This is a genomic window from Streptomyces sp. NPDC058198 (assembly GCF_042882605.1).
In the GTDB taxonomy this organism is placed as follows: domain Bacteria; phylum Actinomycetota; class Actinomycetes; order Streptomycetales; family Streptomycetaceae; genus Streptomyces.
On sequence record NZ_JBHVVP010000006.1, the window covers coordinates 363,757 to 377,818 of the forward strand.

Here is a 14,062-nt window from a genome sequence, read left to right on the forward strand (position 1 = left end):
TCATGAGCAAGATCCTTATCCGGGGCGCGAAGGTTCTCGGCGGCGAGGTGCGGGACGTCCTGATCGACGGCGGGACCATCGAGGCGGTGGGCACCGGCCTCGACGCGGGTGACGCCACCGTCGTCGAGGCCGGCGGACAGGTCCTGCTGCCCGGTCTCGTCGATCTGCACACCCATCTGCGTGAGCCGGGCCGCGAGGACTCCGAGACCGTCCTCACCGGCACGAAGGCCGCCGCGGTCGGCGGCTTCACCGCGGTCCACGCCATGGCCAACACCTTCCCGGTCGCCGACACGGCCGGTGTGGTCGAGCAGGTCTGGCGGCTGGGCAGGGAGTCCGGCTACTGCGACGTACAGCCCGTCGGGGCCGTCACGGTCGGCCTGGAGGGCAAGCACCTTGCCGAGCTGGGCGCCATGCACGACTCGGCGGCGAACGTCCGGGTCTTCTCCGACGACGGCAAGTGCGTCGACGACGCCGTGATCATGCGGCGGGCGCTGGAGTACGTGAAGGCCTTCGACGGCGTGATCGCCCAGCACGCCCAGGAGCCGCGGCTCACCGAGGGCGCGCAGATGAACGAGGGCGTCGTCTCCGCCGAGCTGGGGCTCGGCGGCTGGCCGGCCGTGGCCGAGGAGTCGATCATCGCCCGCGATGTCCTCCTCGCCGCCCATGTCGGCTCCCGCGTCCACATCTGCCATCTCTCCACGGCCGGCTCGGTCGAGCTGGTCCGCTGGGCGAAATCCAAGGGCTGGAACGTCACCGCCGAGGTCACCCCGCACCACCTGCTCCTCACCGACGAACTCGTACGGTCCTACAACCCCGTCTACAAGGTGAACCCGCCGCTGCGCACCGAGGCCGATGTGATGGCACTGCGCGAGGCACTGGCCGACGGCACGATCGACTGCGTCGCCACCGACCACGCGCCCCACCCGCACGAGGACAAGGACTGCGAGTGGGCCGCGGCCGCCATGGGCATGGTGGGCCTGGAGACCGCGCTCTCCGTCGTCCAGCAGACGATGGTCGACACCGGCCTGCTCGACTGGGCGGGGGTCGCCGACCGGATGTCGTTCCGACCGGCGCGTATCGGCCGCCTGGAGGGCCACGGCCGTCCCGTCTCGGCAGGTGAGCCCGCCAACCTGACACTGGTCGATCCGGCTTACCGTGGTGTCGTGGACCCCGCGGGCTTCGCCTCCCGCAGCCGCAACACCCCCTACGAGGGGCGTGAGCTGCCGGGACGCGTGACCCACACCTTCCTGCGGGGCCGGGCCACGGTCGTCGACGGGAATCTGGCGTGACAAGTGTGAAGCTCCTCCTGCCCCTGGCCGCCGAGCAGAAATCGGCGGACGTGACCGACTGGGCCGCCCGCATCGGCTGGGTCGTCGGTCTGCTGCTCTTCATCGCGTTCGTGTACTGGCTGATGCGCCAGGGCTGGAAATGGCGCGGCAGCCTGCAGTCCGGTCTGCCCGCACTGCCCACCGCGCCGGAGACACCCGGTGAGGCGAGGCTCTCCATGGCCGGCCGCTACCACGGGTCCACCACCGCCGGGCAGTGGCTCGACCGCATCGTGGCCCACGGCCTGGGCGCCCGCAGCCGCGTGGAGCTGACCCTCACCGACGCGGGCCTGGAGGTCGTACGCCCCGGGGCGAACGACTTCTTCGTCCCGGCCGGGTGCCTGCGCGAGGCCCGGCTCGACAAGGGCATCGCCGGCAAGGTCCTCGCCGAGGGCGGGCTGCTGATCGTCACCTGGCAGCACGGCGACACGCTGATCGACTCCGGATTCCGCTCCGACCGCTCCGCCGAGCACCCCGCATGGGTCGAGGCGGTCAACGCCATGAACCCATCCATCACGACGGAAGGCCCCGCACGATGACCACCTCCACCCGGGGAACCGCCCAGCCAAAGGCGCTTCCCGCCGTACTCGTCCTGGAGGACGGCCGCAGCTTCCGCGGCCGCGCCTACGGGGCCGTGGGGGAGACCTTCGGCGAGGCGGTGTTCTCCACCGGCATGACCGGCTATCAGGAGACCCTCACCGACCCCTCGTACCACCGCCAGGTCGTCGTGATGACCGCCCCGCACATCGGCAACACCGGCGTCAACGACGAAGACCCCGAGTCGCGGCGGATCTGGGTCTCCGGCTATGTCGTCCGCGACCCCGCGCGCGTGCCGTCCAACTGGCGCTCGCGGCGCTCCCTCGACGAGGAGCTGGTCGCGCAGGGCGTCGTCGGCATCAGCGGCATCGACACCCGCGCGCTCACCCGCCATCTGCGCGAGCGCGGCGCCATGCGCGTCGGTATCTTCTCCGGCGCGTCCCTGTCCGACGAGGCGACGCTGCTCGCCCGCGTCCAGCAGGCCCCGGAGATGACCGGCGCGGACCTCTCCGCCGAGGTCGCCACGGAACAGGCGTACGTCGTCCCCGCGATCGGCACCAAGCGCTTCACCGTCGCCGCCCTCGACCTGGGCATCAAGGGCATGACCCCGCACCGGATGGCCGAGCGCGGCATCGAGGTGCATGTCCTGCCGGCCACCGCCACCCTCGACGAGGTGTACGCGACCGGGCCCGACGGAGTCTTCCTCTCCAACGGCCCCGGCGACCCGGCCACCGCCGACCTGACGGTCGTCAAGGGCGTGCTGGAACGCGGCACACCGCTCTTCGGCATCTGCTTCGGCAACCAGCTGCTCGGCCGCGCGCTCGGCTTCGGCACGTACAAGCTGAAGTACGGCCACCGGGGCATCAACCAGCCCGTGCAGGACCGGACGACCGGCAAGGTCGAGGTCACCGCGCACAACCACGGATTCGCCGTCGACGCCCCGCTCGACCAGGTCACCGACACCCCCTACGGCCGCGCCGAGGTCTCCCACGTCTGCCTCAACGACAACGTGGTGGAGGGCCTCAGGCTGCTCGACCGGCCGGTCTTCAGCGTCCAGTACCACCCCGAGGCGGCAGCGGGTCCGCACGACGCCGCGTACCTCTTCGACCGCTTCGTATCCCTGATGGAGGACCAGCGTGCCTAAGCGCACCGATATCCAGTCCGTCCTGGTCATCGGTTCAGGACCGATCGTCATCGGCCAGGCCGCCGAGTTCGACTACTCGGGCACCCAGGCCTGCCGGGTCCTCAAGGCCGAGGGCCTGCGCGTCATCCTGGTCAACTCCAACCCGGCCACGATCATGACGGACCCGGAGATCGCCGACGCGACGTATGTCGAGCCGATCACCCCCGAGTTCGTCGAGAAGATCATCGCCAAGGAGCGCCCCGACGCGCTGCTGCCCACCCTCGGCGGGCAGACCGCGCTCAACACCGCGATCTCGCTCCATGAGGCGGGCATCCTCGACACCTACGGCGTCGAGCTGATCGGCGCCAATGTCGAGGCGATCAACAAGGGCGAGGACCGCGACCTCTTCAAGGAGGTCGTCGCGGCCGTCCACGCGAAGATCGGCCACGGCGAGTCCGCGCGCTCGGTCATCTGCCACTCCATGGACGACGTCCTGGGCGGCGTCGAGACGCTCGGCGGCTACCCCGTCGTCGTACGCCCCTCCTTCACCATGGGCGGCGCGGGGTCCGGCTTCGCGCACAACGAGGACGACCTGCGCCGGATCGCCGGACAGGGCCTGATGCTCTCCCCGACCACCGAGGTGCTCCTCGAGGAGTCCATCCTCGGCTGGAAGGAGTACGAGCTGGAGCTGATGCGCGACAAGAACGACAACGTCGTGGTCGTGTGCTCCATCGAGAACTTCGACCCGATGGGCGTGCACACCGGGGACTCGATCACCGTCGCGCCCGCGATGACCCTCACCGACCGCGAGTACCAGACCCTGCGGGACGTCGGCATCGCCGTGATCCGCGAGGTCGGGGTCGACACCGGCGGCTGCAACATCCAGTTCGCGGTCAACCCCGAGGACGGCCGGGTCATCGTCATCGAGATGAACCCGCGTGTCTCCCGCTCCTCCGCGCTCGCCTCCAAGGCCACCGGCTTCCCGATCGCGAAGATCGCGGCCAGGCTCGCCGTCGGCTACACGCTGGACGAGATCCCCAACGACATCACCGAGAAGACCCCGGCGTCCTTCGAGCCCACGCTCGACTACGTCGTCGTCAAGGTGCCGCGCTTCGCCTTCGAGAAGTTCCCGGCCGCCGACGCCAGCCTCACCACCACCATGAAGTCGGTCGGCGAGGCCATGGCCATCGGCCGTAACTTCACCGAGGCGCTGCAGAAGGCGCTGCGCTCGCTGGAGAAGAAGGGCAGCCAGTTCTCCTTCACCGGCGAACCGGGCGAGAAGGGCGCGCTGCTGGAGACCGCCAAGGTCCCCACCGACGGCCGGATCAACACCGTCATGCAGGCCATCAGGGCCGGCGCCACCCCCGAGGAGATCTTCGACGCGACGAAGATCGACCCGTGGTTCGTCGACCAGCTGTTCCTGATCAAGGAGTACGCGGACGAGCTGGCCACCGCCGCCGAGCTCTTTCCCGAGCTGCTCGCCGAGGCCAAGCGGCACGGCTTCTCCGACGCCCAGATCGCCGGGATACGCGGTCTGCGCGAGGACGTGGTCCGCGAGGTCAGGCACGCTCTCGGGGTCCGCCCCGTCTACAAGACGGTCGACACCTGCGCGGCCGAGTTCGCCGCTAAGACCCCGTACTTCTACTCCTCGTACGACGAGGAGAACGAGGTCGCCCCGCGCGAGAAGCCCGCCGTGATCATTCTCGGCTCGGGCCCCAACCGCATCGGCCAGGGCATCGAGTTCGACTACTCCTGCGTCCACGCCTCCTTCGCGCTGAGCGAGGCCGGCTACGAGACCGTGATGGTCAACTGCAACCCGGAGACCGTCTCCACCGACTACGACACCTCCGACCGGCTCTACTTCGAGCCGCTCACCCTGGAGGACGTCCTGGAGATCGTGCACGCCGAGTCGCTGGCGGGACCGATCGCGGGCGTCATCGTGCAGCTCGGCGGCCAGACCCCGCTCGGCCTCGCCCAGGACCTCAAGGACAACGGCGTCCCCGTCGTCGGCACACCCCCCGAGGCGATCCACGCCGCCGAGGACCGCGGAGCCTTCGGCCGGGTCCTCGCGGAGGCCGGGCTGCCCGCGCCCAAGCACGGCACCGCCACCACCTTCGCCGAGGCCAAGGCCATCGCCGACGAGATCGGCTACCCCGTCCTCGTACGGCCGTCGTACGTCCTCGGCGGACGAGGCATGGAGATCGTGTACGACGAGACCAGGCTCTCCTCGTACATCGCCGAATCCACCGAGATCAGTCCCACCCGGCCGGTCCTGGTGGACCGTTTCCTCGACGACGCCATCGAGATCGACGTCGACGCGCTCTACGACGGCACGGAGCTGTACCTCGGCGGCGTCATGGAGCACATCGAGGAGGCCGGCATCCACTCCGGCGACTCGGCGTGCGCCCTGCCCCCCATCACGCTGGGCGGCTTCGACATCAAGCGGCTGCGCGCCTCGACCGAAGCCATCGCGAAGGGGGTCGGGGTCCGCGGACTGATCAACATCCAGTTCGCGATGGCCGGCGACATCCTCTACGTCCTGGAGGCCAACCCGCGCGCCTCCCGTACGGTCCCCTTCACCTCGAAGGCGACCGCCGTACCGCTCGCCAAGGCCGCGGCCCGTATCTCGCTGGGCGCCACCATCGCGGAACTGCGCGCCGAAGGCATGCTGCCGGCCCACGGCGACGGCGGCACGCTGCCGCTGGACGCGCCCATCTCCGTCAAGGAGGCCGTGATGCCGTGGTCGCGCTTCCGCGACATCCACGGCCGCGGGGTGGACACCATCCTCGGCCCGGAGATGCGCTCCACCGGCGAGGTCATGGGCATCGACTCGGCCTTCGGCACCGCGTACGCCAAATCGCAGGCCGGCGCGTACGGCCCGCTGCCCACCAAGGGCCGTGCCTTCATCTCCGTGGCCAACCGCGACAAGCGCTCGATGATCTTCCCGGCGCGCGAGCTGGTCGCCCATGGCTTCGAGCTGCTCGCCACGTCCGGCACGGCCGAGGTCCTCAGGCGCAACGGCATCAGCGCCACCGTCGTACGCAAGCAGAGCGAGGGCGAGGGCCCGGACGGCGAGAAGACCGTCGTCCAGCTGATCCACGACGGCGCGGTCGACCTCATCGTCAACACGCCGTACGGCACCGGTGGCCGCCTCGACGGCTACGACATCCGTACGGCCGCCGTGGCGCGCGGCGTCCCCTGCCTGACGACGGTCCAGGCGCTGGCCGCGGCCGTCCAGGGCATCGACGCCCTCAAGCAGGGCGACGTCGGAGTCCGCTCCCTCCAGGAACACGCGCGACATCTGATCGCGGCACGCGAGGAGTAGCCACCAGCCCGAAGCGGGGGACACCGGATCCGGTGTCCCCCGCTTCATGAGGCCATCTCATGAGGTCAGCTCATGAGGTCTCCTTCATGCAGTCATCGAGCTTCATGAGGTCATCGAGGAGAGACCCACTCCATGTACAGATTCTTCTTCCGGCTGGTCTTCCGGCGGATGGACCCGGAACAGGCCCACCGGCTGGCCTTCCGGTGGATCCGGTTCGCCGCCCGTATCCCCGTGCTGCGTACCGTCGTCGCCGCTGTCCTCGCGCCCCGCTTCCCGGAGCTGCGCACCGAGGCGTTCGGCCTGCGGATGCACGGCCCCTTCGGCCTCGCCGCGGGCTTCGACAAGAACGCCGTCGCCATCGACGGCATGGCGATGCTCGGCTTCGACCACATCGAGATCGGTACGGTCACCGGCGAGCCGCAGCCGGGCAACCCCGGGAAGCGGCTCTTCCGGCTCGTGGCCGACCGCGCGCTGATCAACCGCATGGGCTTCAACAACGAGGGCTCGGCGGCCGTGGCGGCGCGGCTGGCAGCCCGCACGCCGGTCTTCAGAACCACCGTCGGCGTCAACATCGGCAAGACCAAGGTCGTCCCCGAGGGTGAGGCGATCGGCGACTACGTCACCTCGGCGGAGCGACTGGCCGGCCACGCCGACTATCTCGTGGTCAACGTCAGCTCGCCCAACACCCCGGGACTGCGCAGCCTCCAGGCCGTCGACCAGCTGCGGCCGCTGCTGACCGCCGTACGCGAGGCGGCCGACCGGACCGTCACGGACCGCCGGGTTCCACTCCTGGTCAAGATCGCGCCCGACCTCGCGGACGCGGACATCGACGCCGTCGCCGATCTCGCCGTCGACCTCGGGCTGGACGGCATCATCGCCACCAACACCACCATCGCTCGGGACGGACTCGGCCTGACCTCCGGCACGGCCCTGACCGCGGAGACCGGCGGACTGTCCGGTGCGCCCCTCAAGGCGCGCTCGCTGGAGGTCCTGCGCCGGCTGTACGCGCGCGTGGGCGACCGGATCACCCTGGTCGGAGTCGGCGGCGTGGAGAACGCCGACGACGTCTGGCAGCGCATCCTCGCGGGCGCCACGCTGGTCCAGGGCTACAGCGCCTTCATCTACGAGGGCCCGTTCTGGAGCCGTGCGATCCACCGGGGGCTCGCCGCGCGCCTGGCCGCCGGCCCGTACTCCACGCTCGCCGACGCGGTCGGCGCCGACACCCGGAAGGTGATCGCATGACTCCTCAGGCGACCCCTCAGGCGACCCCTCAAGACCTCGAACGGCCGTTCGGAGCCCGGCTGCGGCACGCCATGGACACCCGGGGACCGCTCTGCGTCGGCATCGACCCGCACGGCTCGCTGCTCACGGACTGGGGCCTCAACGACGACATCGCGGGCCTGGAGCGCTTCACCCGTACGACCGTGGAGGCCCTGGCCGGCCGGGTCGCCGTCCTCAAGCCCCAGTCGGCGTTCTTCGAGCGCTTCGGGTCGCGCGGCATCGCCGTACTGGAAAAGGCCGTCGAGGAAGCACGGGCGGCCGGCGCGCTGGTCCTGATGGACGCCAAGCGCGGTGACATCGGCTCGACGATGGGCGCGTACGCGGCGACCTATCTGGACAAGGACTCGCCGCTCTTCTCGGACGCGGTCACGGTCTCGCCGTACCTCGGCTTCGAATCCCTGCGCCCGGCGCTGGACGCGGCCGCCGTCTCCGGCGCGGGAGTCTTCGTCCTGGCCCTCACCTCCAACCCGGAGGGCGCCGAGGTGCAGCGGGCCACCACCGCCGACGGCCGGTCGCTCGCGCAGCTGATGCTCGACCACATGGCCGCCGAGAACGCGGGTGCGACGCCCCTCGGCTCGGTCGGCGCGGTCGTCGGCGCCACCCTCGGCGACGCGGGCGTGGATCTCGCGATCAACGGGCCACTGCTCGCCCCCGGGATCGGCGCGCAGGGCGCGACCCCGGCGGATCTGCCCGCGGTGTTCGGCTCGGCGGTCGGCAATGTGGTCCCGAGCATCAGCAGGGGCGTCCTGCGGCACGGTCCGGACGTCGTCGCACTGCGGGACGCCGCGGAGCGCTTCGCCGACGAGGTACGGGCGGCCGTCGGCGGCGCGTGAGGAGTCCGGCGAGAGCCCGGCGAGAGCGGTCGGGGTGTCCGCGGACGTCGCTCGGCGCGACCTCGGACGCCGCTCGGGAAGTCCGATCACGGGGCTCGGGACAGAAAAGCAGGGCAAAATGACCGATATGTCGGCCCCGATCGATGCTGACCAGGACTTTTCGTCTGTTCTCGCTGACTCAGGCGGCCTTGGCCGCTAGTCTCCGTCGAGAGCCAACGTGCAGTCCGTTGCCCGTTGCTCGCCTGGTGTGGGGCGATCAGGTCCCGCACCGGTCCTCATCCGACAGTTCGACATCCGAGGTGACGTAGGCGTGGCTCTTCCGCCCCTTACCCCTGAACAGCGCGCAGCCGCGCTCGAAAAGGCCGCCGCGGCTCGCCGGGAGCGGGCCGAGGTCAAGAATCGACTCAAGCACTCCGGCGCATCCCTCCATGACGTCATCAAGCAGGGTCAGGAGAACGACGTCATCGGGAAGATGAAGGTCTCCGCCCTGCTCGAGTCCCTGCCCGGCGTCGGCAAGGTCCGCGCCAAGCAGCTCATGGAGCGGCTCGGTATCTCCGAGAGCCGTCGCGTGCGCGGTCTCGGCTCCAACCAGATCGCCTCCCTGGAGCGCGAGTTCGGCGGCAGCGGCGCCTGACGTTCCCGGGCACTCCCGGGAACCTGGATAATCGCTGCATGGCAGCAGAGGTACGACCGCGGCTGACCGTGCTCTCCGGCCCCTCCGGGGTCGGCAAGAGCACGGTCGTCGCGCATATGCGCAAGGTCCACCCCGAGGTATGGCTCTCGGTGTCGGCCACCACGAGAAAGCCCCGCCCCGGCGAGCGCCACGGCGTCCAGTATTTCTTCGTCTCCGACGAGGAATTCGACAAGCTGGTCGCCAATGGCGAGCTGCTGGAATGGGCGGAGTTCGCGGGCAACCGCTACGGCACGCCCCGCCGGGCGGTCCTCGACCGCCTGGAGGCGGGCGAGCCCGTGCTCCTGGAGATCGATCTCCAGGGTGCCCGGCAGGTCAAGGAGTCGATGTCCGATTCCCTGCTGGTCTTCCTGGCGCCGCCGAGCTGGGACGAGCTGGTGCGCCGGCTCACCGGCCGGGGCACCGAATCACCCCAGGTGATCGAGCGCCGGCTGGCGGCCGCCAAGGTCGAGCTGGCCGCGGAGTCGGAGTTCGATACGACGCTGGTCAACACCTCCGTCGAGGACGTCGCGCGCGAGCTGCTAGCCTTGATGGAAGTTGCATGATCTTTTGTGGGCTTTTCCTGAATGGTGAATCCCACGATTACCGGTTTCTCCCTGAATTTTCTTCGGAAGGCTAGAGAGTGTCCTCTTCCATCACCACGCCCGAGGGCATCATCAACCCGCCGATCGATGAGCTGCTCGAGGCCACGGACTCGAAGTACAGCCTCGTGATCTACGCGGCCAAGCGCGCGCGCCAGATCAACGCGTACTACTCGCAGCTCGGTGAGGGCCTGCTCGAGTACGTCGGTCCGCTGGTGGACACCCACGTCCACGAGAAGCCGCTCTCGATCGCCCTGCGCGAGATCAACGCGGGCCTGCTGACCTCCGAGGCCATCGAGGGCCCGGCTCAGTAGGCGGTACAGGCTCTTCATCCAGGCCCGGCAGCGCGACTGCCGGGCCTGTGGTGTGTCATAGGTGCTGTCATAGGTGCGGGACCGTAGGTGTTCGAGAGCGGGGAGACACGGTGGACAAGCCGAAGGTCGTTCTGGGGGTCGCCGGCGGGATCGCCGCCTACAAGGCGTGCGAGCTGCTGCGACGGCTGACCGAGTCCGGCCATGACGTACGGGTCGTACCGACCGAGTCCGCGCTTCATTTCGTGGGTGCCGCGACCTGGTCGGCGCTCTCCGGCCATCCCGTCTCCACCGGCGTCTGGTCCGATGTCCACGAGGTGCCCCACGTACGGATCGGGCAGTCCGCCGATCTGGTCGTCGTCGCTCCGGCCACCGCCGACCTGCTCGCCAGGGCGGCGCACGGGCTCGCCGACGACCTGCTCACGAACACGCTTCTCACCGCCCGCTGTCCGGTCGTCTTCGCCCCGGCCATGCACACCGAGATGTGGGAGCACCCCGCCACCCAGGAGAACGTCGCGACGCTGCGCCGCCGCGGCGCCGTCGTCATCGAACCCGCCGTCGGCCGGCTCACCGGCGTCGACACCGGCAAGGGCCGGCTGCCCGATCCGGGGGAGATCTTCGAGATCTGCCGCCGCGTACTGGCGCGCGGCGCCGTGGAGCCCGACCTCGCCGGCCGTCATGTCGTGGTCAGCGCGGGCGGTACGCGCGAGCCGCTCGACCCCGTGCGCTATCTCGGGAACCGCTCCTCGGGGAAGCAGGGGTACGCCCTGGCCCGTACGGCGGCGGCCCGGGGCGCGCGGGTGACCCTCATCGAGGCCAACACGGGGATGGCCGATCCCGCCGGTGTGGACATGGTCCATGTCGGGACGGCCGTACAGCTGCGCGAGGCCGTGCTGAAGGCGGCGGCGCGGGCCGACGCCGTGGTCATGGCGGCCGCCGTCGCGGACTTCCGGCCCGCGTCCTACGCCGAGGGCAAGATCAAGAAGAAGGACGGCGAGGAGCCCGCGCCCGTCGTGCTGGTCCGTAACCCGGACATACTCGCCGAGATCTCGGCCGAACGGGCGCACGCCGAACAGGTGGTTGTCGGCTTCGCCGCGGAGACGGACGACGTCCTCGCCAACGGCCGGCAGAAGCTGCTGCGCAAGCGATGCGACCTGCTGGTCGTCAACGAGGTCGGGGAGCGCAAGACCTTCGGCGCCGAGGAGAACGAGGCGGTCGTGCTCGCGGCGGACGGCACCGAGACCCCGGTGCCGTACGGGCCCAAGGAGGCCCTCGCGGATGTCGTCTGGGATCTGGTGGTGCCGAGGCTGGGACCGGAACACCGGGACACGGGAACACCGGGACACCGGAACACCTGAACGCGACACGTTGCTCGGATGAATTCTTTGTTTCGCCTCTTTCGGGGCGCCCCTTCGGATCCGTCGCCCCGGCGCTCGAGAACCGCTCAAATCCGGCGTAGCGGCCCCTGGCCAGGGTTGTTCGGCGTATCGCATAATGCAGTGCCGCGGGCGTCGGGACTCCCACAGATCGAGACACTTCGCCCCGTGGCCTCATACGACCGATAAAGTGGTCGTGGACCGTCGCGGGGCTGCAGCCCCCCGCCGGTCCGCCAATGATCAGCCAGCAGCCGCTGCAACCTCAGGGAGCGATGTGTCCCGCCGTCTGTTCACCTCGGAGTCAGTGACCGAAGGTCACCCCGACAAGATCGCTGACCAGATCAGCGACACCATTCTTGACGCGCTCCTGCAGGAGGACCCGTCCTCCCGGGTCGCCGTGGAGACCTTGATCACCACCGGCCTGGTGCATGTGGCCGGCGAAGTGACCACCAAGGCCTACGCCCCGATCGCGCAGCTCGTGCGGAACAAGATTCTGGAGATCGGCTACGACTCCTCGAAGAAGGGCTTCGACGGCGCCTCCTGCGGCGTTTCGGTGTCCATCGGCGCCCAGTCGCCCGACATCGCGCAGGGCGTCGACACGGCGTACGAGCAGCGCGTCGAGGGCGACGAGGACGAGCTGGACAAGCAGGGCGCCGGCGACCAGGGCCTGATGTTCGGCTACGCCTGCGACGAGACGCCCGAGCTGATGCCGCTCCCGATCCACCTCGCGCACCGGCTCTCGCGCCGCCTCTCCGAGGTCCGCAAGAACGGGACCATCCCGTACCTGCGCCCCGACGGCAAGACGCAGGTCACCATCGAGTACGACGGCGACAAGGCCGTCCGCCTCGACACGGTCGTCGTCTCCTCGCAGCACGCGTCGGACATCGACCTGGACTCGCTGCTCGCCCCCGACGTCCGTGAGTTCGTCGTGGAGCACGTCCTCAAGGAGCTCGTCGACGACGGCATCAAGCTGGAGACCGACGGCTACCGCCTGCTGGTCAACCCGACCGGCCGCTTCGAGATCGGCGGCCCGATGGGCGACGCCGGTCTGACCGGCCGCAAGATCATCATCGACACCTACGGCGGCATGGCCCGCCACGGCGGCGGCGCCTTCTCCGGCAAGGACCCGTCCAAGGTCGACCGCTCCGCCGCGTACGCCATGCGCTGGGTCGCCAAGAACGTCGTGGCCGCCGGCCTCGCCTCGCGCTGCGAGGTCCAGGTCGCGTACGCGATCGGCAAGGCCGAGCCGGTCGGTCTCTTCGTCGAGACCTTCGGCACCGCCAAGGTCGACACCGACAAGATCGAGCAGGCCATCGCCTCGGTCTTCGACCTCCGCCCGGCCGCGATCATCCGCGACCTCGACCTGCTCCGCCCGATCTACGCCCAGACGGCGGCATACGGCCACTTCGGCCGCGAACTCCCGGACTTCACCTGGGAGCGCACCGACCGCGTAGACGCCCTCCGCAAGGCCGCAGGCGTCTGACCCACCCCGTTTCGCGATGAGGCCCCGAACACCTGATGGTGTCCGGGGCCTCATCGCATGGGGGCCGCAAGGTCTCGCTTGCTACTCCTCCTGATCCGGCGCTTCCTCCGTATCGTCCGAGTCCGTGCCATCCGAGTCCGGGGCATCGAAACGTGCCCTGATCCTGTCCGCCGCTTCGGCTTTCCCGTGGATCAGAGCGAGCTGGGCGAGCCGTTCGGAGAAGAGAGCGAGATCCATGTCCTCAAGGCCAAAGCCGAACCACTCCAGCAAAGTGTCCAGAGAAGGCTCCGGACCGGAAGGCCGATGCGGTCCAGACATGTCGGCGGCTTCCGCGTACGGTGCTCCCGCAGCTTCGCCGCCCGCTGAGAGGAACGCGGGGTCGAAGGCAGCAGGAGACACGAGGTGCTGGAACGTCGGAGCGACCGTGTCGTTGTTGGCGGCGGCGGAGAGACTGGCCAGCATCCCGATGCGATCCACCGCTCCCTCCACCTGATCGTCGTTCTTGGACAGCCACCACACGACAGCGCTTCCGGTGTCCTTCAACACGTCGTCGCCCAAGTACGCGCGCTTGTTGCGTTCGTAGTTCCGTTCGTGCTCCCAGAGATCTTCGTCCTTGCGGACGTCGGAGAGTCTGGTGAGTCGTTCGCGGTCGGGATCCGGGAGGACGAGCGAGACGTTCTGCGCCATGGCGAGGACGCGGTCCGTCGGGTCGGGTCGCATGGTGCCCAGAGCGGCGTCGAGCTGGTGCTGCAGAAGTGCGCTGCGCGTCGGCGGTTGGTTCGCTGTCACCGCACGGGCACGCTGGAGTACGGCATCGATCGCCAGCCCGCCGGGGTTGATGAGCGGGGCGTCATGTCCGGTCTCCACCAGAATCCAGCGCACCGTTGCGGAGAACGAGAAATCGTAGTCGGCCTCGGCGCTCGGCAGTGCCACGCCGGTGACACGCTGCTCCTGACGTTGAACCGGTGGCGCCGGGACATCCGGGTCCAGCGTGAACTCACGGGGAAACTCGTCGGGCCGGCGGGTGAGCACCCTGTTGGTCACCATGGGGATGACCACGAGGAGGGCCACGGTCGCGGGCCAGGCCCAAAGGGGCCAGTCCGAGCAGAGGCCGAATATGACGAGGATCAGCCCCAGGATGACGGTGACGAAGACCGTCACGGTCTTCTGGCCTGAACTCATGAATACCCTCGATT

Annotated in this window: 12 protein-coding genes; 11 read left to right on the forward strand and 1 reads right to left on the reverse strand. The window is 69.5% G+C overall.

Annotated elements, in window-relative coordinates:
• Positions 1-2 precede the first annotated feature (2 nt).
• From ACFVWW_RS22885 to metK, 11 genes are all read left to right on the forward strand, one after another.
• Positions 3-1,289: a dihydroorotase gene (locus ACFVWW_RS22885; RefSeq protein WP_384189973.1), complete on the forward strand. Its 1,287-nt coding sequence runs from the start codon at positions 3-5 to the stop codon at positions 1,287-1,289.
• On the forward strand, positions 1,286-1,864 hold the full coding sequence (locus ACFVWW_RS22890; protein WP_386878787.1) for a hypothetical protein: 579 nt from the start codon (positions 1,286-1,288) through the stop codon (positions 1,862-1,864). The genes ACFVWW_RS22885 and ACFVWW_RS22890 overlap by 4 nt, the downstream gene beginning before the upstream one ends.
• On the forward strand, positions 1,861-3,006 hold the full coding sequence (gene carA, locus ACFVWW_RS22895; protein ID WP_386878788.1) for a glutamine-hydrolyzing carbamoyl-phosphate synthase small subunit: 1,146 nt from the start codon (positions 1,861-1,863) through the stop codon (positions 3,004-3,006). Before ACFVWW_RS22890 ends, carA begins: the two co-directional genes overlap by 4 nt.
• Positions 2,999-6,310 (forward strand): carbamoyl-phosphate synthase large subunit, encoded by a 3,312-nt coding sequence (gene carB, locus ACFVWW_RS22900; RefSeq protein ID WP_386878789.1) that lies wholly within the window; start codon positions 2,999-3,001, stop codon positions 6,308-6,310. The genes carA and carB overlap by 8 nt, the downstream gene beginning before the upstream one ends.
• A gap of 132 nt (positions 6,311-6,442) precedes the next feature.
• Entirely contained in the window at positions 6,443-7,552 is a 1,110-nt protein-coding gene (locus ACFVWW_RS22905) for a quinone-dependent dihydroorotate dehydrogenase (protein ID WP_386878790.1), read from the forward strand.
• Complete coding sequence (pyrF, locus tag ACFVWW_RS22910) at positions 7,549-8,424, forward strand: orotidine-5'-phosphate decarboxylase (RefSeq protein WP_386878791.1); 876 nt, start codon at positions 7,549-7,551, stop codon at positions 8,422-8,424. Before ACFVWW_RS22905 ends, pyrF begins: the two co-directional genes overlap by 4 nt.
• Before the next feature lie 310 nt (positions 8,425-8,734).
• Complete coding sequence (locus ACFVWW_RS22915; protein ID WP_384193264.1) at positions 8,735-9,058, forward strand: integration host factor; 324 nt, start codon at positions 8,735-8,737, stop codon at positions 9,056-9,058.
• Positions 9,059-9,096: 38 nt separating this feature from the next.
• Positions 9,097-9,660: a guanylate kinase gene (gmk, locus tag ACFVWW_RS22920; protein WP_384193266.1), complete on the forward strand. Its 564-nt coding sequence runs from the start codon at positions 9,097-9,099 to the stop codon at positions 9,658-9,660.
• 77 nt (positions 9,661-9,737) lie between these two features.
• Positions 9,738-10,010, forward strand: a complete 273-nt coding sequence (rpoZ, locus tag ACFVWW_RS22925) for a DNA-directed RNA polymerase subunit omega (RefSeq protein WP_003970369.1) — start codon at positions 9,738-9,740, stop codon at positions 10,008-10,010.
• A 110-nt stretch (positions 10,011-10,120) separates the two neighbouring features.
• Positions 10,121-11,365 (forward strand): bifunctional phosphopantothenoylcysteine decarboxylase/phosphopantothenate--cysteine ligase CoaBC, encoded by a 1,245-nt coding sequence (gene coaBC, locus ACFVWW_RS22930; protein ID WP_386878792.1) that lies wholly within the window; start codon positions 10,121-10,123, stop codon positions 11,363-11,365.
• Positions 11,366-11,657: 292 nt separating this feature from the next.
• Positions 11,658-12,866: a methionine adenosyltransferase gene (gene metK / locus ACFVWW_RS22935; protein WP_384193272.1), complete on the forward strand. Its 1,209-nt coding sequence runs from the start codon at positions 11,658-11,660 to the stop codon at positions 12,864-12,866.
• 81 nt (positions 12,867-12,947) lie between these two features.
• On the opposite strand, the gene ACFVWW_RS22940 is transcribed toward metK, so the two are convergent.
• Positions 12,948-14,027 carry a hypothetical protein gene (locus ACFVWW_RS22940; protein ID WP_386878793.1) on the reverse strand — a complete coding sequence of 360 codons (1,080 nt, stop codon included), beginning with the start codon at positions 14,025-14,027 and terminating at the stop codon, positions 12,948-12,950.
• Positions 14,028-14,062 lie beyond the last annotated feature (35 nt).